Source organism: Profundibacter sp. (genome assembly GCF_965277155.1).
Taxonomy (GTDB): Bacteria; Pseudomonadota; Alphaproteobacteria; order Rhodobacterales; family Rhodobacteraceae; genus Profundibacter.
Genome location: NZ_CBDIBV010000013.1, coordinates 376,504 through 401,574 on the forward strand (window position 1 = coordinate 376,504; position 25,071 = coordinate 401,574).

Genomic DNA, 25,071 nt, shown 5'->3' on the forward strand with positions numbered 1-25,071 from the left:
GTCAGGCCGGATTTTGGGGGATTTTTAGAGGTTCCCTAAGGGTCATGCCTAGCTGAGCGGGTTTTCTCTGAGGTAGCTTAGCAGTATCTTGTACTTGTTCAAGTTGCGATGATTATAGCGCCATTCTGTTTCCTTGAGATGCAAATGGAAGGTGTGTTTGGGAAGGCCCTTGAACTTGGCAAGGCGTAGTTTGGCCAATCCCCAGAAGCCTTCGATGCCGTTGATGTGCACGCGGCCACGCGCGAATTCATCCTTGGAATGGTCGACACGGAAGTGCCCGTATCCCAAATCCACCAAACCGTTATAGCCGCGCCAGCCGTCTGTGTTGATCACGGATGCCGGATCAACCCGACCGCGGATAATCCCTTGCAGGGTTGGCTTTGAGCAGTCCGGTACGATCTCGGTGTAGACCTTTCCGTCACGCTCGAAGACGCCAAACACGGTCGTCTTCCCATAAGCCCCGCGTCCGCGCTTGCCTTTCACACGTCGCGCGCCAAAGAAGCTTTCGTCCACTTCTATGATGCCGAACATCGGACGCTGTGCCTCGCAGGCCAAAAGGATACGCTCGCGCAAAGCGCGGTAAAACCGATTGACGGTATTGCGGTTGAGACCCGAGAGCTGGGTAGCCTGGGTGGCCGTCAGATCAGCGGCAAAATACCGAACAATCTCGCGGAATTTCTTCTCTGAAACGCGGGAACCGTGTGCGTATCTATTCTTCATGCCTTTTCATAGCCTTATGACAATTTATTGTCACTCAGCTAGGCATGACCCAAAACTAATCCTGCTTACGTCAGAAATATCATCCATATTTGCTTCGACGGTTCATTGATTGAAATATATCCCTTCCTATTTTGGCACATATCGTAGGGGCTGAAACTCGATTTCTTGCCGGCAAGCATCAGCATACGTGATTGCGCGCAGGGAGTTATTAAAATGGCATCAATATTATATTGAGAAATACAACCTAAAGATAGGAAGCTATTGAAATATTAGACCAAATACGGCAAATCTTTCTATCAGAAAGGCAATTGCCATGATCATTTACAAAATCAGAATTACTGAAGGATACGAGTTTGCAAACCCATCCAATCAAGAAACGAGAAGTGTATTCCGCGGATTTAGTGGAAAAACACAGCGGGTAAACTGGAGGCCTCGGTAGTGTCGCGAGTTTGGTGGAAATTCGAGGACGGCGTAATCTCCGGGTGCATCGAAGCCACCCAACCGGCGGCTGGAACCGCCAAGGAGATCACGCCATGACAAAGAATACAGCAACATCGACATCCGCGCTACTGGCCAATGAAGCAGGCTATGACCCGATTGAAGACCGGCTGCGCCAGAACATCCGCGCGACGATCGAGGCGGTTTTCGAAGAGGAGCTGGAGCAGTTTCTGGGCCGTTGCCGGTATGGCCGCAGCGGCGGGGCAAAGGCCGGATACCGCCACGGGCATCGCGAGCGGCAACTGGTCGGAACATTTGGAACCGAAACGGTGCGCGTGCCGCGTGCGCGGATCACAGGCGAGGCCGGCAAGGCCAGAGAATGGCGCTCGAAGGCATTGCCCCGCTACCAGCGGCTGACGAAGAAGGCCGAGGCGCTGATCGCTGCTGTCTACCTTTCGGGCACCAACACACGGCGGGTAAAACGCGCCCTGTTCGGCCTGTTTCAGGGGGCGGTCAGCAAGGATGTGGTGAGCCGCGCCTGGCGCAAGGTGAAGGTGGACTGGCAGGCGTGGTGCGCCCGCAGCCTTGCGGATGAAGACATCGTGCGGCTGATCCTGGACGGCACCGTGATCAAAACGCGGATTGACAGGAAGGCCACCAATATCTCGGTTCTGGCCGCGATTGGCGTGCGCCGGGATGGGCAGAAGGTCTTGTTATCACTGATGAACATGGGCGGCGAAAGCACCTCCGCCTGGCGTCAGTTCATCAACGATCTGGATGCGCGCGGGTTGAAACGGCCCGAATTTGTCATCGTGGACGGGGCACCGGGACTTGAGGTCGCTCTCATTGCCCTCTGGGGTGAAGATCTGCCGATCCAGAGGTGCACGGTGCACAAGCACCGCAACCTTCTGGCCAAGGCACCCAAGCGTATGCATGATGAGTTGACAGAAGATTACCGCGACATGATCTACGCCAAAACACCCGAGGAAATCGCCACCCGCCGCAAGGCATTTCTGCGAAAATGGCGGCTGAAATGCAAGGCCGTCGCTGACAGCTTGGAAGAAGCAGGAGATAAGCTTTTCACCTTCACGCGTCTGCCACAAGGCCAGTGGAAATCGGCCAGAACGACAAATGCGATCGAACGCCTGAACGAGGAATTCCGCCGCCGCATCAAGACCCAGACCGTGCTGCCATGCGCCGAGACCGTGCCGATGCTGCTTTGGGCTCTGATGGCCTCGGGGCAGATCGTCATGCGAAAGGTCGATGGCTGGGAAACGCTCGCTCAGCCCGTCGCCGACGCAACCCTTGACCAAGCCGCCTGACCGGCGCATAACTCAACCCGCTCGGAGGTGCCTGAAATCAATTTCCACCACTTTCGAGACACAACCTGCCCGTCTGGGCGCAATACATTGGCGAACTGTTTCCCTTGACCCATTTCCTGCGAATAATACGCGCGGTGATGCTTAAGGGGGCCAGTCTGGAAGCGGTCAGCGCACCCATGGCTGCAATGCTGCTGTTCACATTTGGTTTCGGCCTGTTGGCGCTTTTACGATTCCGCCGAACACTGGATTAAAGGATCAAATAGCGGCCCGACACCGTGCTGGCGCAACTCGCTACCTGCACGCTCCAGTATCAGGCAATCAACCCCGTGCTTTCGGGCAAATGCACGTCCATCGGACAACCCCAAAACCAGAATGGCGGTGGCCATCGCATCCGCCGTCATCCCGTCTGACGCTACCACAGTGACACCGGCAATGCCAGGCTGTGCGGGGCCACCCATGCGGCGGTCCATCGTGTGGGAAAACCGGGTTTGGCTAACTTCGACCCAGTGGCGGTAATCGCCTGATGTGGCCACGGCCGCGTCCTGCAATTCCAGCATCGATAGCGGCAGGCGGACATCATAGGCGGGTTTTTCGATTACCACACTCCAAGGGGTGCTGTCTGGTTGCACACCTTTGGCGCGCAGCTCCCCGTCCAGTGCCACAAGGGCCGAAGGGATGTTGAAATCATCGCAAGCCTGCATCATCCGGTCCACACCGTATCCTTTGGCGATGCCGGACAGATCCAGCGCCAGCGGGGCCAACTTGCGGGCGCGAATGCCCTGTTCGTCCAGTTCCAGAAGCTCGTGTGTAGGGCGTCGCGGTTGGCCCAGATTGGCGCGGATCGCGATTTCGTCGGCATTATCGGCCCCAAAACCCCAGGCATTGACCAGATCACCCAGCCCGATGTCGAATGCCCCGTCCGAGGCCTGACCAATTTCCAGCCCGCGCACCAGCACCTGCATCAGTTCGGGCGGGGTTTCCACCCACTCCCCGACCGGTGCCGCGTTCAGGCGCATCAGGTCACTGTCCGCTTTCCAAGTGGACATCTGCGCATCCACCTGCGCCACCGCATCGGCCAGCGCGGTTTCAACGGCTGCGGGATCAATCCCGTCAGGCAGGCCCAGATCGGCGGTCCAGCGGGTGCCCATGACAGGGCCGCCCATTTTGATATGGGTCAGTTCAATAGACATCTTCGGCGTATCTTCCTTGCTCTTTCAGTTCGATCGGGCACAGCCCGTGCGGGGCAAGCACATCGTTCAGGGCTTGCGTCACACCGGCGGCCATTTCACGCCCACCACAGACCAGAATTTGCGCACCATCCTCGATCAGGGCGGCAATTTTGGCGGCGTCACGGCGCAGGATGTCCTGCACATAGGCGCGTTGTTCGGTACGCGAGGCGGCAATGTTCACGGTTTCCAGATGGCCGCCGTCCTGCCATGCGGGCATTTCTTCGCCATAGAACAGGTCGGAGGCTTCGTGGCGGATGCCGAAATACAGATGCATCGGGCGCTGTTTGGTGTTGGCGCGGGCAAAGCCGGCCAGCGGGCCGATACCGGTGCCAGCCCCGATCAGGATCACCGGCTTTTTGTTGCGGGCGGGGCGGAAATCGGGGTTGGGGCGGATGAAGGCGGTGATGCTGTCGCCGATTTGCAGATCCAGCAACTGACCAGAACACAGCCCATGTGTATGTTTCTTGACGCAAATCTCGACAAAACCGTCACGGGTGCCGCTGGCCAGCGAATAAAGCCGCGCGATGTCCGAGCCATGGGGCAGAATGCCCAGCAGATCACCGGCTTTGAACCGTTTCCAGCCACGGCCGCGTAGACGCTCCAGCAGGGACGTGCGAGGCAAAGCAAAGCGCAGGATCGCGGTGGGGGCCTGTACCTCCTGGCCATAGTCGCGGCGGGAAATCAGGGTCAACTGGCGGGTTTTGGGCTGTGCGGGCTCATGCACCAGTTCCAGTTCATGGCCCAGCGTCTGACCCAGCGCCATGCCCCAGCGGGCAAAATCTTGTGGCGATTGCTGATCAACCGTATCCATCGGAATTAGTTGATCCCAGCCTTTTTCCTCTGCCTGCTCAACCACTTGCTGCGCAAAGGCGCAATAGGCGGGGAACTGGCGATCACCAAAGCCCAGAACGGCCAGTTTTGCGGCGGGGGCAGTTTTCAGGGCAATCAGCCGATCCATAAACCTTTTGGCCGAGGACGGGGCCGCACCATCCCCATAGGTGGCGGCCAGCAGAATGATCTGTTTGGCGGATGTGTATTTTTCCGGATCAAACCGCGACATCGGGGCGGCGTGGACCGAATGGCCCTGTGCCATTAGCGCGTCTTGCAGCGTGGCGGCAAAGCCCCATGTGCTGCCCCCTTCGGAACCGACAAGGATGACCGTATCGGCCTGCTTGGCCGCCGCACCTTTGGGCATTATCGGACGGGCACGACGGGCGGCCCACCACATGATCACACCGGTTGTCGCCATAACAGGCACACCCAGAACCATCAGGCCCATAATCAGCCCCAGCCACCACGCACCCTGACCGGTGTGCAGCATATAGATGAATTCGAACACTTGCTGCCACGCACCAAGAGGTTGCCATGCCAGCATCAAACCGGTGCCCTGATCGACATAGCCTTCGCCACTGTCCGTGCTGATGGTGTAAACATCGGTCGGATCATCGGCATAGGGAAAGGTCAGATCGCGCATCTGGCTGACGGGGATGGTTGCAAGGGCAGGCATCTCGGCCGGATTCAGGCCCATTTCACCGCTGACTTCGGCCGGGAAATCGGGGGTGGTGTTTTCCTGTGGCAAAACCTCGAATGTATTGGCGACCATGTAAAGCGAGGTCACCGAAGCCATAATCAGACCCACCGCAACGATACGGCCAATTTCCACATGTAAACGACCGACCAGCGGGCCACGGGTGCGGGCAAAGAACTGCCGCCAGCCCCCCATGCGCTGTGCCACCAGAAACAGACCCGAGATTGACAAGAACAGCATGGCCAACGCGCCGATTGCCGCGGTAAGACGGCCACCATCCCCCAGCAACAGCGAACGGTGCAGGCTGGTCAGCCATTGCACAACCGGCGAGGTGTCATAATCGGCAACACCTTTGCCGGTGGCGGGATCAACCACCACCGCACCGGCCACATCACCTTCAAAATAATAGGCGGTGATGCGGCCCGAAGGTGCGCGTTTGATCTGCTCGACCCCCGGATAATTTGTGGATACCCGCGCCGCCAGATCAGCCACGCTCAGGCTGGATTCGATCATGGCCGGGGCCTGAATTTTGTTCCATGCGGGAATAACCGAAAGGGTTATACCGCTGATGGCCAAAACCAGCACCAGAACGGTAGCAAACAGACCGGCGTATTTATGCAGAGAACGCAGCATCACGGGTATCCTTATCACGGGGGGCTGGGTTTACTCGAAGCTAAAGCTGCTGATGAAATGCTTGCCGCGTGCCGGTTTGCCAGCATTGGCGCTGTTCAGCGGTATTACCACGTCCGAAGGGCTCTCGCGATAATCCTCGACAGCAGCGTCCACATGCATCGTGTAGCCCGCATCAAACAGCGCATCCGACAGATCAAGGGTGATTTTCAGCGTGCGCCCCGCGCCAACGCTGGCGCCCGTGATGCCGCGCACCTGCCCACGGTCGCCGCGTGTGGCGCGCTGCCAGCCCAAAAGATGCTTGTAATATTTCGACTTGCCACCAGCCATCCACAGGGTGCCTTTGTAAGCGCCGCTTTTGTCGGCGACATAGATCGCCAAATAGGCGCCGGAGCCGCGATAGTTTTTCATCTGCGCGGTAATGGTAACCGGTTTGGCGGCAACGGCGACCGGGGTGGCAATTGCTGTCGTCAGAGCCAGTATAGATATTAGAGTTTTCATTTCAGAGTCTCCAGATTTCGTTTTCTTGCATTCGTTTTGACGCCCCCGCCTGACCCTTACCTGACGTTTTGCAAGAAACTGCTTCAGGTTGCTGTCAGCTTTGGAAATTCGGGTTTGCCTGAAAAGTGGCCCCGCTCTTGCGGACAAGAAACGGGGCCTGGGGACGTTCTGTGAGTGAACGTGAGACCGTCAGGAAATATCATCATGTTCTGGGGCACGTTTTTTGCCGGTAACCATTGCGCGTGCCAGATTTTCTTTGTGGTGTCTGCCGGCATAGATCACACCGGATACATGAAGAAAGATCAATAATAATAACAGGTTGGCAAAGAGTTCGTGAATATCCTTTAGCACTTTCTCATCTCCCTCGCCATATTCGCGCTCCTCATCGGAATCGGCATAGGCCGGTGTGACAAAGGCAGGCATTTCGGGCAGCATTGACATGCGCTCCGGTTCCACCATCAGCCAGCCGGTGACACCTGTGGCTGCCGTGGTCGCCAACAGGGCAACCACCATTATAGCCCCCAAGGGATTATGCCCGATGTAACGCTTTTCGCGTTTTCCCAGAATATCCCTGGTATATGTGATCACCTCTTTCGGGCCACAAATGAACTGGGTAAAACGGGCATAATGCGGGCCAATCAAACCCCAAACCAGACGAAAAGCAATCAGGCCAAGGGCGGCGTAACCGGCCCATTCGTGCAAGGCTTCGCCATCTTCACTGGTCAGCCATGCTATTGCGATACTGGCAACAAGGCTCCAGTGGAACAGCCGCAGAAGAGGATCCCAGACTTTGATCATTGGATAATCACCTTCGGCTTGCCACCCGGCGCGAACAATCCATTATCGGGGGGATTGGCGGGCGTTATCGGGGCCACATTGCCACCATTGCTGCTGCGAGTACCGTTATCATCAGCGTCGTCTTCTTCATCCTCTTCACGGTACTTTCGACCCTCATACTCCATTTCGATAACAGCCAGAGTCGCCGGATCAATCTTGGCTTCAATTTTCCGCCCCGAGGCGTCATAGCCTTTGACTTCGTAACAACCATCATTAATCTTGATGCGGCGCACGTTCCAACCCTGTGCCTCGGCCATGTTGCGCACAGCTTCGCGCGATTGCCAATTCGACATCGGCACATAGCAATCTCCATCATCGGCATAGGCAAGGGTGCCCACCGACATGGCGGCCAGAACACTGGCGAGCATTAGCGATATTTTCATTTCCATCTCCCGTTTCGGGTAAAGCTGCCTGTTTTATGCGCGCGATTCCTGACCCCAACCTGAAGGATTTATTCTTTTCTGCTTCAGGTGGCTGTCAGCTTTGTGCAAGATAGAGGGGCGCAGAGTATTCATGGCAGGACAACAGATGCGGGTTTTATTGATCGAGGATGATACGGTGCTGGACGCAGGTGTGCGCGACCAGATCAATGCCGAGGGCCATTCGGTCGATTGGGTCACCCGACTGGACGAAGCTGGCGACTATCTGGCCAGTGCGGCCTATGATCTGGTATTGCTGGATCTGATGTTGCCTGACGGGCGCGGCCTGCCGTTTCTGCGCAACTTGCGCGGGCGGGGCGATGTCACGCCGGTGATTATTCTGACTGCATTGGACCAGATCAGCGACCGGATCGAGGGGCTGAATGCGGGCGCGGATGACTATATGGTCAAACCGTTCGATCTGTCTGAACTTTCGGCACGTCTGGCCGCCGTTGCACGCCGCTATTCCGGCAATCCCAACCCTCTGATAAAAATTGCAAACCTGGAAATCGATCTGGCTGCCAAATCGGTGCGCCGCGACGGTAAGCCGGTCAGGCTGACCGCGCGCGAATGGGTGCTGTTCGAGGCCTTCGTTCAGCGTCCGGGGCAGATATTGTCCAAGGCCCAGCTCGAGGAAAGGCTCTATGCCTTTGGGAACCTCTAAAAATCCCCCAAAATCCGGCCTGACGGGGTAGAATCGTCATCAGGATGAAAATGATTCGACCGACGGGGTTTTGTCATGGGTCAGATGGGATTTTTTGATCTTTCCAGCCGATACGCGGGACTGGACAAATCTGGTGATCCGCTGGTGTTGCTCAACGACATGGTGCCGTTCGAGGATTACCGGGACGAGCTGAAGGCCATATGGCGCACGCCGCCCGAACAGCGCAAATCCAACGCTGGCCGCCCGCCTTGGGATGAGGTGCTGATATTCAAGACGATGGTTTTGCAGCAGCTCTACAACCTCTCTGACGATCAGATCGAGTATCAGATCCGCGACCGCCTGTCGTTCATGCGGTTTCTCGGCCTTGGCATTGAAGACAGCGTACCTGACGCCAAGACCATCTGGGCCTACCGTGAAAGGCTGGCCGGGGCCGGGAAGATGAAGGAGCTGTTTGACAAGTTCGATGCCTTTCTGCGCGAAAAGGGCTATCTGGCGATGGGCGGGCAGATTGTTGATGCGAGCATCGTTCCGGCGCCGCGCCAGCACAACAAAAGGGACGAGAACGAGAAAATCAAGGCGGGCGAAACGCCTGAAGAGTGGGAGGAAAAACCCCACAAGAAGCGCCAGAAGGACGTGGATGCGCGCTGGACGAAGAAGCACGGCAAGAGCTATTACGGCTACAAGAACCACATCAATGTCGACCGGCGGCACAAATTCATCCGCGCTTATGATGTCACCGATGCCGCCGTGCATGACAGCCAGGCGCTTGCCGGTCTGATTGATGCGAGCAACACCTCATCGGACCTGTGGGCCGACAGCGCCTATCGCTCGCAAAAGATCGAAAGCGAGCTGGAAGAGCGGGGGCTTCACAGCCATATCCATCACAAGGGCAGGCGCGGCAAGCCGCTTGGCGAGCGCCAGCAAAAGGCCAACCGGAGGCGCTCGAAAGTGCGGGTCCGGGTCGAGCATGTATTCGCTTTTCAGGAGCGCTCCATGGGCGGCAAGCTGATCCGCTCCATCGGCCTGAAGCGGGCGCGATTTCGCATCGGGATGATGAACCTGGTCTACAACATGAAGCGCTTCGTCCAGTTCGAATGCGGCCTGGCGGCGCCGGGATAAGGGTTCATGGGGTGAGGTGTGCCTGAAATACCCAAAACCGGCTTGAAACCGGTGAAAATGGGTTTATGATCCGAAGCAATCAGGCGGGACAGGCGAAAAACCGTCCACCCCGCCGCGAAGAAGGCGAAAACGGGAATTTACAGAGGTTCCCCTTTGATACCGAGGTCGAGAGCAACACGATCGAAGTGCATGTCAGCCGCCTACGCAAGAAGCTGGACAAAGGCACCATCGAAACCGTGCGTGGCATGGGGTATAGGCTGGGAGGAGCAGCATGAGGCTGCCATCCTCCCTCCAGGCACGGCTGGCGCTGGCGATCGGGCTGGGGGTGGCGGTTTTGTGGATTGCGACTTCGCTAATCACCGCAGCCACCATTCGCAGCGAAATCGATGAAGTTTTTGACAGCGCCCTTCAGGAAACCGCACAACGCATCCTGCCTTTGGCCGTTCAGGACGTGTTCGAACGCGAGGATGACGGCACCGAACAACTGATCACCACACTGCGTGAACATGACGAATTCCTGACCTATGTGGTGCGCAACAAGGCAGGACGGGTGCTGTTGCGTTCGCATGACGCCGATATTCGCGATTTCCCGCCCTATTCCGACATCGGCTTTGTCCAAACAGCCACCCACCGGCTGTATTACGACGCGGCCCTTAGCGGGGAATTCAACATTGCCATTGCCGAACCGCTGGACCACCGCGCCGAAGTGTCACGCGAAACCCTGATGGCGCTGGGCCTGCCGTTGTTTATCCTGCTGCCGCTGACATTGGGCGGGATCTGGTATCTGGTGCGCCTGATGCTGCGCCCCTTGCGCGGGTTTCGTGCCGGGGTGGCCAGCCGTGATGGCAATGACCTGACGCCGGTTGATACTGGCGGTTTACCAGATGAAATCACCCCCGTGGCCGAAGCGGTCAATGCCCTGCTGGCCCGTCTGCAACGCACGCTGGCGGCCGAACGCAGCTTTGCTGCCAACGCCGCCCATGAACTGCGCACACCTGTGGCAGCGGCATTGGCCCAGACGCAGCGGCTGAGCGCGGAAACCGGCGAGGACAGCACCCGCAAGCGGGCAGACGACATCGAGGCATCGCTGAAACGGCTGAACCGTCTGTCGGAAAAGCTGATGCAGATGGCGCGGGCCGAAGGGGCCAATCTGCTAAGCGATACGCCGCATGATCTGGCGATGGTGCTGCGGATGGTGGTGGATGATCTGGCGCATACCGACAATGGCAACCGGCTGATGCTGGATCTGCCACCGAAACCGGTGATGTCGCGGGTTGATGCAGATGCATTTGCCATTGCCACCCGCAACCTGCTGGAAAACGCCCTGCGCCACGGCGATGGAAATTTGCCTGTCAACGTCACATTGATACAGGATGGCACATTGACTGTGGTTAATGCCGGTCCAGTGGTTCCACCCGAGGTTCTGGGTGTATTGACGCAGCGGTTTGCCCGCGGCGATAGCAGCGCCAAAGGCAGTGGGTTGGGATTGGCAATTGTGAATACTATTGCCAATGGCATTGGCGGAAAATTGGATATTTCATCGCCTGCAACAGGACGTAACGACGGGGTTCAGGTTATACTGCATCTGCCACAGATCACGTTCAGCGATCAAGAATCTGACACCAGTGGATCATCCTGGGAAAATGGGCATTAAGCGACGGCTCTTCGATGGCCTCGATCGCTGTCCAGTATGCTGCGGTGTGGCGCGTCAAAGCGATCATTGATACTGACAAGGGCTGCTAGACGGACTTTGCCGGCATATATTAATATGTTGCTACAGCCCTCCGCTACCTCAAATCTTTTTTTAACCAGTCAACAAGCGTTAAGACCAATGGTCTTTCCAAAACTTCTTTCAATGCAACAGCATAATAGGCAAATGCGGTCGGCCAAGCAGAATCCAGCGCGCGGACCAGATGTCCTGACGCCAGGCTTTCTTTAACATAGATGTCGTTCAATAATGCTAACCCCTGCCCTTCGACAGCCGCTTTGACGGTCAGAAAATCGTTCCCGTATTGCGTACCATAAGCCGCTTGGCTTGCATCAATGCCTTGTGCCTCGAACCAGATTGACCAATCCTTGCCTGTTGAATCCGGTAGTAATTTGTAGCGAAGACAATCAGTTGGGTGATCGAGTGTTCCGTATTTTTCAAGAAGAGTTGGGCTGGCGACCAAAATCAACACTGGTGAACAAAGCCATTCTGATACCAAACCCGCATAATTTCCCAACCCATGGCGAATAGCGAGGTCAACTGGTTCTGATTTGAGATCAACCAAACGATCTTCTGTTTCTACAGATATCTTTGTTGTTGGGTGTAGGTCTGAAAACCTACCCAAACTAGAAACGAGCGCTGAGTGAGCGAAGGTCGCGGATACACTGATCCGTATTGCACCATGGCGGTTTGTAATGTGTTTGTCGTGGGCAGTTTCGATCACTGCAAAGGCCGCGCTGACCTCTGATTTAAGGGCTTGCCCTGCAACGGTCAACGCAATGCCATTCTTGCTGCGTGTAAACAAGCGCTGACCATGACGCTCCTCAATTGCGCGGATGCGCTGGCTTATTGCACCGGGCGTGACGCCAAGTTCATGTGCAGCGTCCTGCATCGCGCCGCAACGCGCGACGACATGGAATGTATAATAATCCTGTATTCGAATAGCCATGCATCACTTTAGATCAGCTAAAGTCAATTGGCCAGTTTCTCGTTAGGCAGTGGGCAAGAGTTTATGGCACTTAGCGTATAGTAAGGAGGCGCCAATGCCGGAAACCACCCCCACACGACTTCGTCAAAACTGGACAGTTGTTGTCTTTGGCTTTCTCGCGCTGTCATTGGCATTTTCCAGCCGTGCAGCCCTTGGACTTATTATGCCGGTTTGGCAGGCCGAATTTGGCTGGACCAGCAGTTATATATCAAGTGTCGGCGCGGCCGCACTGGTTGTTATGGCCATGGTTGCCCCCTTTGCTGGCCGTTTGGTGGATCGTCGTGGATCACAGTTCACTCTCAATCTTGGTATGGGTCTATTGGGCATTGGCTGCGGCTGTGTAGCTTTGATGAATGGCAAGCTAATGTTTGTCATTGGCTTTTCCGGATTTTGCGCAATCGGATTTGGCATCGTCGCTACGCATGTTGTTGCCACCGCCGTCACCCGCAGCTTTTCTGCCAATCAGGGATTGGCAACGGGAATCGGCACCTCTGGGGCGACGGGTGGGCAGTTTCTGATCGTCCCGTTGATTGCAGCGTTACTGACATTCGCCAGTTGGCGTTGGAGTTTTGGCGCATTGGCATTTGCCAGCCTCGCCCTGATCCCCTGCATTCGCATGAGCATGCGATCCGATATTGTTCCAGATGAAAAGATCGTATTGGATGAACCGCCCACAAGCATGTGGCAGGACTTTACCGTGATCGTACAGCGGCCAGCATTCCATCTGTTATTCTGGAGCTTTCTGATTTGTGGCTTCACCACGACAGGCGTGATCGAAACCCATCTTCTTCCGTTTGCGTCGTTTTGTGGATTCCCGCCAATCCCAAGCGCCACCGCTTACGGCCTGCTTTCGCTCGTCAACCTCGTCGGTATGATCGCCGCGGGATGGCTTACAGATCGCGTAAATCGCCCAATGCTTTTAGCAGCAATCTATATCCTCAGGGCGCTGACGTTCATCTTGCTGTCTGACGTCAGCACTCGTGGGACAGATTTAAGGTTTAGCTAACGGAGGATTTCTGGTTCATCGTAACCGTCAAGGAGTGAAGATGAACAAGAAATCCGGAACGAGTAAAGCAGCGGCAGATAAGCTGGTAAAGAATATCCGCCGCAAACCCAGACAAACCTATTCTGCCGAGGAGAAGATCCGCATTGTCTTAGCGGGCCTTCGAGGAGAGGAAAGCATATCCGCGCTGTGCCGTCGTGAGGGCATTGCGGAAAGCCTGTATTATAGCTGGTCCAAAGAATTCCTCGAAGCAGGCAAGCGGCGACTTTCTGGCGACACTGCTCGTCAGGCGACATCACCAGAAGTCAAAGAGTTGCGTTCGGAATCTATGGCCCTGAAAGAATGCGTAGCCGATCTGACCATTGAAAACCGCCTGCTCAAAAAAAGCATGACAGGGGCTGGGGGGTACGAGGAATGAGATATCCTGCATCTGAGAAATTGTCGATTATCGACACCGTTGAAAAATCACATCTGCCTGTGAAGCAAACCCTCGACATGCTGGGTATTGCGCGCACCACATTTTACCGTTGGTATGATGCTTATGTCGAAGGTGGTCTTGATGCGTTGGCGGATCGCTCACCCCGGCCCAAGTCTGTCTGGAACCGCATCCAGAGGTGGTCGCGGAAATTCGGACCAGTTGTTAAGGTGGATCGACTTATGAGAAAGACGATTCAAAATGACGAAACGAAAGAACCATTCTCCCGAATTCAAAGCCCGCGTTGCGCTTGAAGCAATCCGCGAGGAAATGACGATGGCGGAGCTGTCGAAGAAGTATGGTGTGCATCCAACCCAGATTGGCACATGGAAACGAGCAGCGATTGAAAACATGGCCACGGCATTTTCCAGACGGGGCCGTGATCCTGATCGGGTTGATGAAGCCCAGATTGAGAAGCTGCACTCCAAGATTGGTCAGCTGGTCGTGGAACGGGATTTTTTAGCCAACGCCTCGCAACAGTTGCTCGGGAAGCGAGGCAAAAAATGGTGAGCCGTGAGCATGATCTGAGTGTGCGACGACAATGCGGGCTACTTTCTCTGGCGCGCTCGAACCTGTATTACCAGCCAAAAGGCGAAAGTGCTGAAAATTTGCGGTTCATGACAATAATCGACAAGCAATTCTTGCAGACGCCGTGGTATGGATCACGGCAAATGGCCCGGCACATGCAGCGCCAAGGTTACAAGTGTGGTCGCCACAGGGTCCGCCGTTTGATGCGGCTGATGCGGTTGGTTCCGATCTACCAGACGCCCAACACGAGCAAGAAACATCCGCAGCATAAGATCTACCCGTATCTGCTGCGAGACCTGACGATTGATCGTCCAAACCATGTGTGGTGCGTAGATATCACCTACATTCCGATGCAGCGCGGGTTCCTCTATTTGGTCGCGATCATGGACTGGCACAGCCGCAAGGTTTTGAGCTGGAGATTGTCAAACAGCATGGAGGCAGATTTTTGCGTTGAAGCCCTGAAAGAGGCTATGGCCAAATACGGCAAGCCCGATATCATGAACAGCGACCAGGGCAGCCAGTTCACCGGGTTTGAATGGACGCAGGCGCTGAAAGAAGCCGACGTGAAAATCTCGATGGATGGCAAAGGTCGCTGGGTCGATAACCGGATGATCGAGCGGCTTTGGCGATCCTTGAAATACGAATGCATTTACCTCAACGCATTTGAAACGGGTTCGCAGACCCGCGCCGGGATCGGGAAATGGTTGGCTTACTACAACACCGAGCGCCCGCATTCCACCCACGGAATATTGACCCCGGATGAAGCCTATGACAGAAAAACAAAACCAATGAGTTTGGCAGCCTAAATGAAACCCTGATCCATCTTAAACTGGCTGCTGACTGGTCAAAAAAGTGGGACCACCTCTGTGGCAGACCGACTTCACCTACTTCAAGATCATCGGTTGGGGCTGGTATTATCTCAGCACGATCCTGGATGATTACAGCCGCTATATCATCTCGTGGAAGCTCTGCACCAACATGCGGGCCGAGGATGTGACTGATACGATTGAGCTGGCTCTGGCAGCGTCAGGATGCGACCAGGCGGTTGTGCGGCACATGCCACGCCTGCTCAGTGACAATGGGTCCTGTTACATCTCGGGTGATCTGGCCGACTGGCTGGATGATCATAAAATGGGTCACGTTCGCGGAGCCCCGTTCCATCCACAAACTCAAGGCAAAATCGAGCGCTGGCACCAGACCATGAAGAACCGGGTCTTACTGGAAAACTACTACCTGCCCGGCGATCTGGAACGCCAGATTGAGGCCTTCGTCGAATTCTACAATAACGAACGGTACCACGAGAGCCTAAACAACGTCACGCCCGCCGACGTCTATTTTGAGCGTGACAAAACCATCATCAGAGAAAGGGAAAAGATCAAGAAACAGACAATCCAACAACGCCGCTTGCAACATCAAAAACAAGCTGCATAATCAATCACACAAACGAACCAGAGCCTCCAAATCTCAAACCGCTCTGATGTCCCATTTTATATGACGACGGACAATCTTGCTCGGCCGTCTTCCGGGGACTTCTATCGAGATGCTGTTTGTGTTTGCCCTCATATTTGGAACCGTAGATTATGCCACCGTGCCGGTGACCGCCAGTTTGGTCGCAAGCCATATTGGAGTTAAGATGATGGGCCTCGCGATGGGCCTGATTTCAGCTGGCCATGCCCTAGGCGGGGCAATGGGCGCATTTATTGGAGGTTACATTGTTACAGTCACTGCCAATTATGATTTAGTTTGGATCGTTTCAGTTTGGCTGGCCGTTGGAGCAGGCCTATTGGTCCTGTTCCTTAAGGCGGAGACACCAAGCACCACAATGGCATTGTAAATATCTTTTTGCTGCATTGCAGAAAGTGTTTGGCTGGGACGGTAGGATTCGAACCTACGATCTGCGCTACCAAAAAGCGTTGCCCTACCACTAGGCCACGTCCCAACTTGTCGGGTAAATACGATGGACCGCGAGACTCTTCAAGCCCCGAAATGAGAAAAATTCACTCGCTCGAATTATTCTTCCATCGCATCCCTGTTTAGCAGGTCCCCTGCTTTGGTTTCGCCGCGTTCAGACGCGATCATGCGCTCCAGTTCTTCGGTTTCTGCGGTGCCCACATTTTCAACCGACTCTTTTTCGGCCTTTCGTTTCGCACTTGCTGCAGGTTTTTTCGCAGCTTCCAACAATGCATCCCGCACTTTTCGTATGGCCTCACCCCGGGCCAGCGACACGTCTGATTCACGCTGATCCACCCAACCTGAGACACGCAATACGGCTTTGTCGCCATCGGCGGATTCAATCCATACATTCGGGGACGGGGTTTCCAGCACGAAGGGCAAAGCCTTTATCGCATCCAGAACCACACGGCGCTGTTGTTTCAGCCCTTTGCTGGCGTCTACTGTCTGATCAAAGGTAAACCGGCGCGATTTGTTGCGGGTATAGTTGATGATCCGGCTTTTGAACACAGTGGCGTTGGGGATGCGAATGTGATTGCCATCCAGCGACAACAGAATCGTTGCCCGCGATGTCAGGCGGATGACCTTGCCCATATCGCCGCCGATTTCGATCAGGTCATTGGGGCGAAACGGCTGGCGCATGGACAGCAGGATCGACGCGATAAAGTTTTCCACAGTGTCGCGCACCGCAAAACCGATGGCCAAGCCGATGATCCCGGCCGCCCCGAGGATGGTTGACAGCAACGCCGTTGCACCAACAATATCCAGCGCCACCACGACTGCGGCAATGATCGTGGCAACCCGTATGATCTGTCGATAGATATCGGCAATAAAGGCATTCGGGGCCAACCCGTCCCATAGTTGTTTGCGACGGGCAAGGGCGAAGCCGGCAAAAACGATCAGTGCAAAAACAACCAGCGCCACCAACGCCAGCGGAATAAATGCGACGGCCTGTTTGATGCGGGTGACGAAACGCTCGATCGCCGGGTTCAGGCGCTGGACAACGTCGGTGGTTTCTGTGACTTCATTTTCAATGGTAACAACACCATCCACGCGGCTGACCAACTCGCCCAGTCGCGTGATGGCCTCGCCATCCAGTGCCGTGCCCCGCAGCGACACAATACCCGAGGAAACGGTGACGGTTACATCGTCATAGCCTTCAAGTTCGCTCAGGATGTCGCGCAGACGCACGGCAATCGCGGCGTCCTGCTGGGCGCTGTCCTCGACCTCGATCGTGCCGGTGGGCTGGGCGGCACTGTCCTGTGCGCTGACAGGAAAGGACAACAGAAGAAGTATAAGCAGGCTTTTGATCAGGTGCATTGCGGCAATCCGTTTGTTTATAATCTGGCGCGACCTTAGCCGCGCCGGATTTGCAATGCCAGTCAGATAATCCTGACCTTTTAAAAGGTAGTGTCGCGAGTTTGGTGGAAATTCGAGGACGGCGTAATCTCCGGGTGCATCGAAGCCACCCAACCGGCGGCTGGAACCGCCAAGGAGATCACGCCATGACAAAGAATACAGCAACATCGACATCCGCGCTACTGGCCAATGAAGCAGGCTATGACCCGATTGAAGACCGGCTGCGCCAGAACATCCGCGCGACGATCGAGGCGGTTTTCGAAGAGGAGCTGGAGCAGTTTCTGGGCCGTTGCCGGTATGGCCGCAGCGGCGGGGCAAAGGCCGGATACCGCCACGGGCATCGCGAGCGGCAACTGGTCGGAACATTTGGAACCGAAACGGTGCGCGTGCCGCGTGCGCGGATCACAGGCGAGGCCGGCAAGGCCAGAGAATGGCGCTCGAAGGCATTGCCCCGCTACCAGCGGCTGACGAAGAAGGCCGAGGCGCTGATCGCTGCTGTCTACCTTTCGGGCACCAACACACGGCGGGTAAAACGCGCCCTGTTCGGCCTGTTTCAGGGGGCGGTCAGCAAGGATGTGGTGAGCCGCGCCTGGCGCAAGGTGAAGGTGGACTGGCAGGCGTGGTGCGCCCGCAGCCTTGCGGATGAAGACATCGTGCGGCTGATCCTGGACGGCACCGTGATCAAAACGCGGATTGACAGGAAGGCCACCAATATCTCGGTTCTGGCCGCGATTGGCGTGCGCCGGGATGGGCAGAAGGTCTTGTTATCACTGATGAACATGGGCGGCGAAAGCACCTCCGCCTGGCGTCAGTTCATCAACGATCTGGATGCGCGCGGGTTGAAACGGCCCGAATTTGTCATCGTGGACGGGGCACCGGGACTTGAGGTCGCTCTCATTGCCCTCTGGGGTGAAGATCTGCCGATCCAGAGGTGCACGGTGCACAAGCACCGCAACCTTCTGGCCAAGGCACCCAAGCGTATGCATGATGAGTTGACAGAAGATTACCGCGACATGATCTACGCCAAAACACCCGAGGAAATCGCCACCCGCCGCAAGGCATTTCTGCGAAAATGGCGGCTGAAATGCAAGGCCGTCGCTGACAGCTTGGAAGAAGCAGGAGATAAGCTTTTCACCTTCACGCGTCTGCCACAAGGCCAGTGGAAATCGGCCAGAACGACAAATGCGATCGAACGCCTGAACGAGGAATTCCGCCGCCGCATCAAGACCCAGACCGTGCTGCCATGCGCCGAGACCGTGCCGATGCTGCTTTGGGCTCTGATGGCCTCGGGGCAGATCGTCATGCGAAAGGTCGATGGCTGGGAAACGCTCGCTCAGCCCGTCGCCGACGCAACCCTTGACCAAGCCGCCTGACCGGCGCATAACTCAACCCGCTCGGAGGTGCCTGAAATCAATTTCCACCACTTTCGAGACACAACCGCGAACTTGCCTGACCCATTACTGTTCTATAAATATCCGCGCCGCAGGCATAGAATCTCTTTCTCGCCCCGCGCCAATCCACTACTGTCCCTGCAAACCGGACACAAACCATATCGGAGCGAACACCCATGACCCAACGCCTGCACCTCGTCTTTGGCGGCGAATTGATCGACCCCACCAAGAACGCCTTCAAAGACGTGAACGATATCCATATCGTCGGCATGTTCCCGAACTATGAAACCGCCTGGAAGGCCGAGGCCCACCGCACGGTCGATAATGCCCACATGCGCTATTTCATCGCCCATATCCACCGCCTTCGGGACGAAAAGGTCGAAGCCTCGCCCACCGAAGAGCTGGACGGCTGATAGGCAGGGAATGTCCCGATGTCCCTTGGCCTGAAAATCTATCTTGCGAATGCACGGCGTGCGGGTGCGCGGGCCTTGCAGGACCAACAGGCCCACGGCAATACCGCACAAAAACGCCTTGCCCGCCCTGCCGGACAATTAATCTGGTTACATGCCTCCAACGCCGAAGAAACCTCGCCGGTGCAGGAACTGATCCGTGCGCTGGCAAGCGAGCGTGACGATATTTCCTTTCTGGTAACAACGCCGGAAAACACGCCGGTTGATTTACGGTTTCAGGATAGTTGTGAGCAGCCATGTATACACCTGACTGCCCCACCTGACACACCACAACAAGTGGCCGAATTCTTGGGGCACTGGAACCCGACAATTTCCGTTTGGGCCGGATCCACTCTGCGACCGGCTTTGCTGGTTGAAACACACGACCGCAACATTCCGATGGTGATGGTCGATGCCCGATGCCGCGCGCAAATCGAAGGACGGAAACGTTGGAAAACCGGAATGATCTTCGCCCTGTTGGCCCTGTTCGACCGTATCCTTGTCGGCAAACCCGAAGTTGTCCTGCGATTGATCCGACAGGGCGCGAATCCCGACAAGACCGAGGTCTGCGGCCTGCTCGAGGAAGGTGCGACCACCCTGTATTGCGATGACAAGGATCGCGACGAAATGGCGGCCCGTTTGGCGGCAAGGCCCATCTGGCTGGCCATGAAAACTGTAGATGGTGAAGAGTCCATCACTGCCGCCGCACATCGCGCCGTCAGCCGTCTGTCGCACCGCCTGATGCTGGTTATCTCGCCGATGGAAAGTACCTGCGGGGATGCATTGGCAGAAAGCCTGACCAATGACGGCTGGCTGGTCGCCCAGCGCTCCAAAGGGCAGGACCCGGACGAACATATCCAGATATTTATCGCCGATACACCGGATGAACTGGGCCTGTGGCTACGGCTTGCGCCGGTTTGTTTCATCGGCAATTCACTGATCAAAGGAGGCAAGGGCTGTTCCCCGTTCGAGGCTTCGGCGCTGGGTTCCGCCATTCTGCATGGCCCGTTTGTCGAATCCTACCGAACGGGATATGCCCGTCTTGATATCGCCGGTGCCGCCCGCGAAGTGCGCGATGCCGCCGATCTGGCCACCAATCTGCAGGAATTGCTGGCCCCCGACATTGCCGCCGCGATGGCCCATGCAGGCTGGGCCAAATCCACCAGCGGTGCCGAGGCCGTCGACCATACAGTCGGGCTGATACTGGAAACCCTTGCCAAAGCCGAGGACATATAATGCAACCTCCCCGCTTCTGGTTCACCCCTGCCGACCGCCCCGCGCTGATGGCCCGCCTGCTGTCGCCCCTTGGGGCGATCTATGCCAAAGCCACCGCCAAACGCGTGGCCCAACCGGCACAATACCATGCATCCGTGCCCGTGATTTGTGTTGGCAATATCAATGCAGGTGGCACCGGCAAAACTCCCACCGCCATCGCCATCGTGCAACGCCTGCAGGCCGCAGGGCATACGCCGCATGTTGTAACGCGCGGGTATGGCGGATCATTGCAAGGCCCGGTTCAGGTGGACGAAACCCGCCACAGTGCGGCTGAAACCGGCGACGAACCTTTGCTGCTGGCCGCCTTTGCCACCACATGGGTCGCCAAAGACCGCGCAGCAGGGGCCAAAGCCGCTGTAAACGCAGGGGCCGACATCATTGTGCTGGACGACGGGTTCCAGAACCCCGCATTGCACAAAGATATTTCCGTGGTGGTGGTGGATGCCGCCATCGGCTTTGGCAATGGCCGTGTGCTGCCTGCCGGTCCCTTGCGCGAACCCGTGGCCACAGGGTTGGCCCGCGCTGATCTGCTGATATCCATTGGCGGCGAATCCCAGCAAGCGATGTTTCAACAGGCGTGGGGTGACAATATCAACCTTCCACATCTGACCAGCCGTTTGGCCCCGCTGCAAACAGGTATCGAATGGCAGGATCAACCTGTGTTTGCCTTTGCCGGCATCGGCCATCCCGCTAAATTCTTTGCCACCCTGCGTGGCCTCGGGGCCGATCTGCTGCACACCGAAGCCCTAAGTGATCACCAACCCCTGACTGCCGCTTTGATGAAACGTCTGGCGTTCGAGGCCAAAGCACTGGGCGCGATCATGGTCACCACTGAAAAAGATGCCGTGCGCCTGCCTGCCGCTTTTCGCGCCGAGGTGGTAACATTGCCGGTTCGTCTGGAAATAGCCGACTGGAGCGCATTTGATACCGCGCTCGCAGCCGTTACAAAATAGGTCTACTCGGCTTCGGCCAGTTTCTTGTCCAGAGCCGCCGAGAAATCCTCATAGCTCATGTTGGAATACTTCTCGCCCTGAATCAGGAAAGACGGGGTCGAATCCATGTTGTCACGGGTTAAATTCTGCTGATACCACGCCACAAGCGTTTTGACATTGTCCTCGTCACTGAAACAGGTGTCCAGCTGTTCGTTGGTCATGCCCGCCGTCAGACCGATCTTGCGCAGGTTATCGACCACGGTGGCTGGATCGCCTTCACCCAACCATGCGTGCTGATCCGCCATCAGGATATCCATGATCCCGAAATAGCGCATTTCGCCACCGCAACGTGCCATGATGCTGGCCCAGAGACCGTATTTGTCGAAATAGGCCTCGCGGAAAATGAAACGGATTTTGCCGGTATCGATATAATTCTTTTTGATTTCCGGCAAAACTGTCTGGTGGAAACGTGCGCAATGCGGGCAGGTCGGGGACGCATATTCCACAACCGTTACCGGCGCATCCATATCCCCCATTGCCATCTCGACAACGCCGGATGTATCAATCTCGTCCGTGGTTTCGGCCATGGCCGCACCAAATCCGGCATTGGCTGTTGTGCCCGGTAGCGCATTGTTGGCATTCAGCCAATACGCCCCGCCTCCGGCCAAAGCCAATGCACCTGTTCCGATGAATACCCTGCGTTTCATAGACAATCCTCTTTCAGTGTTTCCTACGGGATATAATGTTTGCACCCAGCGCTGCAAGGGCATCACGCAAACCATCATCCGCGATCGGTTCTGCCACCTTGCGGGCGGCCCGTTTGATTTCGGGGGTCGGCTGGGCCGGTTTTGCCTTGGGCGCAGGGGTAAATTGCGCCTGTCCTTCAGCGAATCCGACCGGCGCCGTCTGGGTGATGCGCACCTTGGCAATTGCACTATAACCATAGCAGGCATTCACCCGCTCGCGCAGTTGTTCCTTTTGCATTTCCAGCATCGGGGCCTGTGCGCCCGTGGTCAGAATGGTCAACGTCGCCCCCAGACTATCACGGCCATATTTTACATGCACAGGGCGGGCCATATGGGCAATATCCTCGCCCACAATTTCGGGCCAGTGCGTCAACAGGCGGCTAACCGCAAACCCCCGCGATTCGCCGGCGGTGCGGATACGCTCGCGCAGCAGGCTCGAGGTGCGTTGAAACCCCTTGCCGCCATATCTGCGCTGTTTATATCCGGTCGTTTGCTTCACGTCGTCTTTCCGTTGCTTGCCTGCTATTCTAAACAGGTTGGGGCGGGGTGCCAGAACAATAGCACAAAAGGACGGATAAAGTTTGCGTGAGATGGAATTAAGCGATGCTTTGCTGGGTTGGTATGACAGCCACGCCCGCATCCTGCCGTGGCGGGTGCCGCCAATGGAGTCGCGCGTTGGCGTATTGCCCGATCCCTATCATATCTGGCTGTCCGAGGTGATGTTGCAGCAAACCACCGTTGCCGCAGTCGTTAAATACTTCTATGCCTTCACCACCCGCTGGCCCACGGTTCACGATCTGGCGGCGGCGGGGGATGCCGAGGTGATGGGCGAATGGGCCGGTCTGGGATATTACGCCCGCGCCCGCAACCTGTTGAAATGCGCCCGCATGGTGGTGGCCGATCATGGCGGGGTCTTCCCTGATACCCGCGATGCACTGCTGTCCCTGCCCGGCATCGGCCCCTACACCGCCGCCGCCATCGCCGCAATTGCCTATGGTCACAGCGAAACCGTGGTGGATGGCAATATCGAACGGGTGTTGGCGCGATTGCATGACATCCACACGCCCCTGCCTGCGGCTAAACCGGAACTGACGGCCCTTGCTGCCACCCTGACCCCGCAGGATCGTGCCGGGGATTACGCGCAGGCCGTGATGGACCTTGGCGCCACCATCTGCACCTCGAAATCCCCCGCTTGCGGGATTTGCCCGTGGACTGCTGCCTGCACCGCCCGCACCAAAGGCACCGCCGCCGATCTACCCAAACGCACCCCGAAAACCCGAAAACCCACCCGCTATGGCATCGCATATATTGCGCGGCGGGATGATGGCGCGTGGCTGCTGGAACGCCGACCCGACAAGGGGCTATTGGGCGGGATGCTGGGCTGGCCCGGTGCGGAGTGGGGCGCAAAACCTGTCGCGCAACCGCCGCTAGAGGTCGACTGGCAAACCCTGCCCGCCGAGGTGCGACACACCTTCACCCACTTTCACCTGCGGCTGACTGTTCAGGTGGCCACCGTTACGGATGAAGCCCCCGACACTGGCCATTTCCTGCCCGCCGATCAATTCAGCCCCGATGACCTGCCGACCGTCATGCGCAAAGCCTATGATCTGGCCAAGGATCGCCTGATAGCGGATTGAGTTCCCCGCCAACCTGTGCCTAGATACGCCAAACGCGCCAGAGTGATGGAGACAAGTATGACCAGTATCAGTCAGGTCGCAAAACCCGCATCCGCATTGCCGTTCTGGATATCATTGGGCGCTGTGCCACTAGCCCTAGTCGGCGCGATCTATGGCGGCTGGTGGACCATCCTGCTGGCGTTTTACGGCTGGACGGCGGCCTCGGTTCTGGACGCGATACTGGGCCTGAACGAAAACAACCCCGACACCGAAACAGACGAGGCCGACCTATTCTGGTACCGGCTTGTCACGCTGATCTGGTTCCCGATCCAGTTCGCGCTGATCTTTGGCATGATCTGGTGGACCTCCAGCACCACCCACCTGTCCCTGCTGGAAAAGATCGTTCTGTTCTATGGTGTTGGCGCGGTTTCGGGCAGCACCGGCATTGTCTATGCGCATGAATTGATGCACCAGAAAACCCGTCTGGAACGCTGGCTGGCCGATCTGCTGCTGGCCACGGTTCTTTACAGCCATTTTCGCACCGAACACCTGTTGGTGCATCACATCTATGTCGGCACCCCGCGCGACGCGGTGACGGCCCGCTATAACGAGGGGTTTCATCAGTATTTCCCGCGTGTGCTGCGTGAATGTCCTGCCTCGGCATGGCAGGCCGAAAGCAAAATGCTGGCCCGCAAGGGGCTGGGGCCGTTCCACCGGTCCAACCCGTTCTGGCGATATGCTGCGCTGCAAGCAGCAGCCCTGTTTCTTGCATGGTATCTGGGCGGCTGGACCGGTATCGGGTTCTTCCTGTTTCAGGCGTTCATTGCCATCTGGTATCTAGAGCTGACAAATTACGTCGAACACTACGGCCTGACCCGCAAACATCTGGGCGACGGGCAGTATGAGCACGTCAAGCCGCACCATTCATGGAATGCGGCGCAAACCGCTTCCAACTGGTTGCTGATCAACCTGCAACGCCATTCCGACCACCACTATAAACCGGCCCGCCGGTTTCCGCTGTTGCAAACCTATTCCGAGGCCGACGCCCCGCAACTGCCGCGCGGCTATCCCCTGATGACGGCACTGGCGATGATGCCCCACCTGTGGCGTCGCCGCATGAACCCGCGCGTGCGCCAGTGGCGGGCGATGTATTACCCGGAAATCACAGATTGGGAGCCTTACAAGAAAGGCACCACACCCCTGCCGCGCTAACCGCTCATCGCTTCCTGACGGGCGCTTTTCGC

The 25,071-nt window shown here is 56.8% G+C and carries 23 protein-coding genes, 1 tRNA gene and 3 pseudogenes; 16 read left to right on the plus strand and 11 right to left on the minus strand.

Features of this window, described 5'->3' with window-relative positions; translation table 11 throughout:
- Positions 1 to 48: 48 nt before the first annotated feature.
- Positions 49 to 720 carry an IS1595 family transposase gene (locus tag ACQY4M_RS17045; protein ID WP_428546611.1) on the minus strand — a complete coding sequence of 224 codons (672 nt, stop codon included), beginning with the start codon at positions 718 to 720 and terminating at the stop codon, positions 49 to 51.
- A 533-nt stretch (positions 721 to 1,253) separates the two neighbouring features.
- Between ACQY4M_RS17045 and ACQY4M_RS17050 the strand changes: the two genes are divergently transcribed.
- Positions 1,254 to 2,480 (plus strand): IS256 family transposase, encoded by a 1,227-nt coding sequence (locus ACQY4M_RS17050; protein ID WP_428539582.1) that lies wholly within the window; start codon positions 1,254 to 1,256, stop codon positions 2,478 to 2,480.
- Between the two features lie 224 nt (positions 2,481 to 2,704).
- On the opposite strand, the gene ACQY4M_RS17055 is transcribed toward ACQY4M_RS17050, so the two are convergent.
- The 5 genes from ACQY4M_RS17055 to ACQY4M_RS17075 all read right to left on the minus strand — a co-directional run bounded on the left by ACQY4M_RS17055 (position 2,705) and on the right by ACQY4M_RS17075 (position 7,588).
- Positions 2,705 to 3,670: an FAD:protein FMN transferase gene (locus ACQY4M_RS17055; protein ID WP_428546614.1), complete on the minus strand. Its 966-nt coding sequence runs from the start codon at positions 3,668 to 3,670 to the stop codon at positions 2,705 to 2,707.
- Positions 3,660 to 5,870, minus strand: a complete 2,211-nt coding sequence (locus ACQY4M_RS17060; protein ID WP_428546617.1) for a PepSY domain-containing protein — start codon at positions 5,868 to 5,870, stop codon at positions 3,660 to 3,662. Before ACQY4M_RS17060 ends, ACQY4M_RS17055 begins: the two co-directional genes overlap by 11 nt.
- Before the next feature lie 30 nt (positions 5,871 to 5,900).
- Complete coding sequence (locus ACQY4M_RS17065) at positions 5,901 to 6,368, minus strand: DUF2271 domain-containing protein (RefSeq protein WP_428546620.1); 468 nt, start codon at positions 6,366 to 6,368, stop codon at positions 5,901 to 5,903.
- Between the two features lie 189 nt (positions 6,369 to 6,557).
- Positions 6,558 to 7,166 carry a cytochrome b/b6 domain-containing protein gene (locus ACQY4M_RS17070; protein WP_428546623.1) on the minus strand — a complete coding sequence of 203 codons (609 nt, stop codon included), beginning with the start codon at positions 7,164 to 7,166 and terminating at the stop codon, positions 6,558 to 6,560.
- Positions 7,163 to 7,588: a PepSY domain-containing protein gene (locus ACQY4M_RS17075; protein ID WP_428546627.1), complete on the minus strand. Its 426-nt coding sequence runs from the start codon at positions 7,586 to 7,588 to the stop codon at positions 7,163 to 7,165. The genes ACQY4M_RS17070 and ACQY4M_RS17075 overlap by 4 nt, the downstream gene beginning before the upstream one ends.
- Before the next feature lie 145 nt (positions 7,589 to 7,733).
- On the opposite strand from ACQY4M_RS17075, the gene ACQY4M_RS17080 reads away from it, so the two are divergent.
- The 4 genes and pseudogenes from ACQY4M_RS17080 to ACQY4M_RS17095 all read left to right on the plus strand — a co-directional run bounded on the left by ACQY4M_RS17080 (position 7,734) and on the right by ACQY4M_RS17095 (position 11,061).
- Positions 7,734 to 8,288 carry a response regulator transcription factor gene (locus ACQY4M_RS17080; RefSeq protein WP_428546630.1) on the plus strand — a complete coding sequence of 185 codons (555 nt, stop codon included), beginning with the start codon at positions 7,734 to 7,736 and terminating at the stop codon, positions 8,286 to 8,288.
- Between the two features lie 75 nt (positions 8,289 to 8,363).
- Entirely contained in the window at positions 8,364 to 9,407 is a 1,044-nt protein-coding gene (locus ACQY4M_RS17085) for an IS5 family transposase (RefSeq protein WP_428539227.1), read from the plus strand.
- 146 nt (positions 9,408 to 9,553) lie between these two features.
- A pseudogene (locus ACQY4M_RS17090) lies at positions 9,554 to 9,682 on the plus strand (winged helix-turn-helix domain-containing protein); the annotation flags it as partial.
- Positions 9,679 to 11,061, plus strand: coding sequence for an ATP-binding protein (locus tag ACQY4M_RS17095; RefSeq protein ID WP_428546633.1), 1,383 nt, complete (start codon positions 9,679 to 9,681; stop codon positions 11,059 to 11,061). The pseudogene ACQY4M_RS17090 and the gene ACQY4M_RS17095, both read left to right, overlap by 4 nt.
- Positions 11,062 to 11,194: 133 nt before the next feature.
- Here ACQY4M_RS17095 and ACQY4M_RS17100 read toward each other — a convergent pair whose 3' ends face one another.
- Positions 11,195 to 12,064: a LysR substrate-binding domain-containing protein gene (locus ACQY4M_RS17100; RefSeq protein WP_428546636.1), complete on the minus strand. Its 870-nt coding sequence runs from the start codon at positions 12,062 to 12,064 to the stop codon at positions 11,195 to 11,197.
- Positions 12,065 to 12,158: 94 nt separating this feature from the next.
- On the opposite strand from ACQY4M_RS17100, the gene ACQY4M_RS17105 reads away from it, so the two are divergent.
- The 5 genes and pseudogenes from ACQY4M_RS17105 (at position 12,159) to ACQY4M_RS17125 (ending at position 15,943) form a co-directional block, all read left to right on the plus strand.
- Positions 12,159 to 13,109 carry an MFS transporter gene (locus ACQY4M_RS17105; protein ID WP_428546639.1) on the plus strand — a complete coding sequence of 317 codons (951 nt, stop codon included), beginning with the start codon at positions 12,159 to 12,161 and terminating at the stop codon, positions 13,107 to 13,109.
- Between the two features lie 40 nt (positions 13,110 to 13,149).
- Positions 13,150 to 13,715, plus strand: a pseudogene (locus ACQY4M_RS17110) (helix-turn-helix domain-containing protein); the annotation flags it as partial.
- Positions 13,716 to 13,782: 67 nt separating this feature from the next.
- A protein-coding gene (locus ACQY4M_RS17115; protein WP_428539245.1) for an IS3 family transposase occupies positions 13,783 to 14,915 on the plus strand; the annotation gives its coding sequence in 2 pieces (ribosomal slippage) (positions 13,783 to 14,035 and positions 14,035 to 14,915; 1,134 coding nt in all).
- Positions 14,916 to 14,973: 58 nt separating this feature from the next.
- Positions 14,974 to 15,540: pseudogene (locus ACQY4M_RS17120) on the plus strand (transposase); the annotation flags it as partial.
- A gap of 76 nt (positions 15,541 to 15,616) precedes the next feature.
- Positions 15,617 to 15,943 carry a hypothetical protein gene (locus tag ACQY4M_RS17125; protein WP_428546642.1) on the plus strand — a complete coding sequence of 109 codons (327 nt, stop codon included), beginning with the start codon at positions 15,617 to 15,619 and terminating at the stop codon, positions 15,941 to 15,943.
- Positions 15,944 to 15,973: 30 nt separating this feature from the next.
- Here ACQY4M_RS17125 and ACQY4M_RS17130 read toward each other — a convergent pair.
- Both ACQY4M_RS17130 and ACQY4M_RS17135 read right to left on the minus strand, forming a co-directional pair.
- Positions 15,974 to 16,048, minus strand: a tRNA-Gln gene (locus ACQY4M_RS17130).
- Positions 16,049 to 16,119: 71 nt separating this feature from the next.
- Complete coding sequence (locus tag ACQY4M_RS17135) at positions 16,120 to 17,379, minus strand: mechanosensitive ion channel domain-containing protein (RefSeq protein ID WP_428546645.1); 1,260 nt, start codon at positions 17,377 to 17,379, stop codon at positions 16,120 to 16,122.
- Between the two features lie 185 nt (positions 17,380 to 17,564).
- On the opposite strand from ACQY4M_RS17135, the gene ACQY4M_RS17140 reads away from it, so the two are divergent.
- The 4 genes from ACQY4M_RS17140 (at position 17,565) to lpxK (ending at position 21,486) form a co-directional block, all read left to right on the plus strand.
- On the plus strand, positions 17,565 to 18,791 hold the full coding sequence (locus tag ACQY4M_RS17140; RefSeq protein WP_428539582.1) for an IS256 family transposase: 1,227 nt from the start codon (positions 17,565 to 17,567) through the stop codon (positions 18,789 to 18,791).
- A 194-nt stretch (positions 18,792 to 18,985) separates the two neighbouring features.
- The gene (locus ACQY4M_RS17145) at positions 18,986 to 19,222 is read left to right on the plus strand and encodes a DUF4170 domain-containing protein (protein WP_428546648.1); all 237 of its coding nucleotides are present in this window, start codon (positions 18,986 to 18,988) and stop codon (positions 19,220 to 19,222) included.
- 18 nt (positions 19,223 to 19,240) lie between these two features.
- Entirely contained in the window at positions 19,241 to 20,494 is a 1,254-nt protein-coding gene (locus ACQY4M_RS17150) for a 3-deoxy-D-manno-octulosonic acid transferase (RefSeq protein WP_428546651.1), read from the plus strand.
- Positions 20,494 to 21,486 (plus strand): tetraacyldisaccharide 4'-kinase, encoded by a 993-nt coding sequence (gene lpxK, locus ACQY4M_RS17155; RefSeq protein ID WP_428546654.1) that lies wholly within the window; start codon positions 20,494 to 20,496, stop codon positions 21,484 to 21,486. Before ACQY4M_RS17150 ends, lpxK begins: the two co-directional genes overlap by 1 nt.
- A gap of 2 nt (positions 21,487 to 21,488) precedes the next feature.
- Here lpxK and ACQY4M_RS17160 read toward each other — a convergent pair whose 3' ends face one another.
- A complete protein-coding gene (locus tag ACQY4M_RS17160; RefSeq protein WP_428546657.1) occupies positions 21,489 to 22,172 on the minus strand; it encodes a DsbA family protein in 684 nt (227 codons plus the stop codon).
- A 13-nt stretch (positions 22,173 to 22,185) separates the two neighbouring features.
- Complete coding sequence (locus tag ACQY4M_RS17165; protein ID WP_428546660.1) at positions 22,186 to 22,710, minus strand: DUF721 domain-containing protein; 525 nt, start codon at positions 22,708 to 22,710, stop codon at positions 22,186 to 22,188.
- An 82-nt stretch (positions 22,711 to 22,792) separates the two neighbouring features.
- On the opposite strand from ACQY4M_RS17165, the gene mutY reads away from it, so the two are divergent.
- Complete coding sequence (gene mutY / locus ACQY4M_RS17170) at positions 22,793 to 23,848, plus strand: A/G-specific adenine glycosylase (RefSeq protein ID WP_428546663.1); 1,056 nt, start codon at positions 22,793 to 22,795, stop codon at positions 23,846 to 23,848.
- A 57-nt stretch (positions 23,849 to 23,905) separates the two neighbouring features.
- Positions 23,906 to 25,039 (plus strand): alkane 1-monooxygenase, encoded by a 1,134-nt coding sequence (locus ACQY4M_RS17175; RefSeq protein ID WP_428546666.1) that lies wholly within the window; start codon positions 23,906 to 23,908, stop codon positions 25,037 to 25,039.
- The last annotated feature ends 32 nt before the right edge of the window (positions 25,040 to 25,071 follow it).

What these genes read in the sequence shown, in the direction of transcription:
- ACQY4M_RS17045 (WP_428546611.1), bottom strand. Translation starts at nt 720, where the DNA reads ATGAAGAATAGATACGCACACGGTTCCCGCGTTTCAGAGAAGAAATTC.
- ACQY4M_RS17050 (WP_428539582.1), top strand. Translation starts at nt 1,254, where the DNA reads ATGACAAAGAATACAGCAACATCGACATCCGCGCTACTGGCCAATGAA.
- ACQY4M_RS17055 (WP_428546614.1), bottom strand. Translation starts at nt 3,670, where the DNA reads ATGTCTATTGAACTGACCCATATCAAAATGGGCGGCCCTGTCATGGGC.
- ACQY4M_RS17060 (WP_428546617.1), bottom strand. Translation starts at nt 5,870, where the DNA reads ATGCTGCGTTCTCTGCATAAATACGCCGGTCTGTTTGCTACCGTTCTG.
- ACQY4M_RS17065 (WP_428546620.1), bottom strand. Translation starts at nt 6,368, where the DNA reads ATGAAAACTCTAATATCTATACTGGCTCTGACGACAGCAATTGCCACC.
- ACQY4M_RS17070 (WP_428546623.1), bottom strand. Translation starts at nt 7,166, where the DNA reads ATGATCAAAGTCTGGGATCCTCTTCTGCGGCTGTTCCACTGGAGCCTT.
- ACQY4M_RS17075 (WP_428546627.1), bottom strand. Translation starts at nt 7,588, where the DNA reads ATGAAAATATCGCTAATGCTCGCCAGTGTTCTGGCCGCCATGTCGGTG.
- ACQY4M_RS17080 (WP_428546630.1), top strand. Translation starts at nt 7,734, where the DNA reads ATGCGGGTTTTATTGATCGAGGATGATACGGTGCTGGACGCAGGTGTG.
- ACQY4M_RS17085 (WP_428539227.1), top strand. Translation starts at nt 8,364, where the DNA reads ATGGGTCAGATGGGATTTTTTGATCTTTCCAGCCGATACGCGGGACTG.
- ACQY4M_RS17095 (WP_428546633.1), top strand. Translation starts at nt 9,679, where the DNA reads ATGAGGCTGCCATCCTCCCTCCAGGCACGGCTGGCGCTGGCGATCGGG.
- ACQY4M_RS17100 (WP_428546636.1), bottom strand. Translation starts at nt 12,064, where the DNA reads ATGGCTATTCGAATACAGGATTATTATACATTCCATGTCGTCGCGCGT.
- ACQY4M_RS17105 (WP_428546639.1), top strand. Translation starts at nt 12,159, where the DNA reads ATGCCGGAAACCACCCCCACACGACTTCGTCAAAACTGGACAGTTGTT.
- ACQY4M_RS17135 (WP_428546645.1), bottom strand. Translation starts at nt 17,379, where the DNA reads ATGCACCTGATCAAAAGCCTGCTTATACTTCTTCTGTTGTCCTTTCCT.
- ACQY4M_RS17140 (WP_428539582.1), top strand. Translation starts at nt 17,565, where the DNA reads ATGACAAAGAATACAGCAACATCGACATCCGCGCTACTGGCCAATGAA.
- ACQY4M_RS17145 (WP_428546648.1), top strand. Translation starts at nt 18,986, where the DNA reads ATGACCCAACGCCTGCACCTCGTCTTTGGCGGCGAATTGATCGACCCC.
- ACQY4M_RS17150 (WP_428546651.1), top strand. Translation starts at nt 19,241, where the DNA reads ATGTCCCTTGGCCTGAAAATCTATCTTGCGAATGCACGGCGTGCGGGT.
- lpxK (WP_428546654.1), top strand. Translation starts at nt 20,494, where the DNA reads ATGCAACCTCCCCGCTTCTGGTTCACCCCTGCCGACCGCCCCGCGCTG.
- ACQY4M_RS17160 (WP_428546657.1), bottom strand. Translation starts at nt 22,172, where the DNA reads ATGAAACGCAGGGTATTCATCGGAACAGGTGCATTGGCTTTGGCCGGA.
- ACQY4M_RS17175 (WP_428546666.1), top strand. Translation starts at nt 23,906, where the DNA reads ATGACCAGTATCAGTCAGGTCGCAAAACCCGCATCCGCATTGCCGTTC.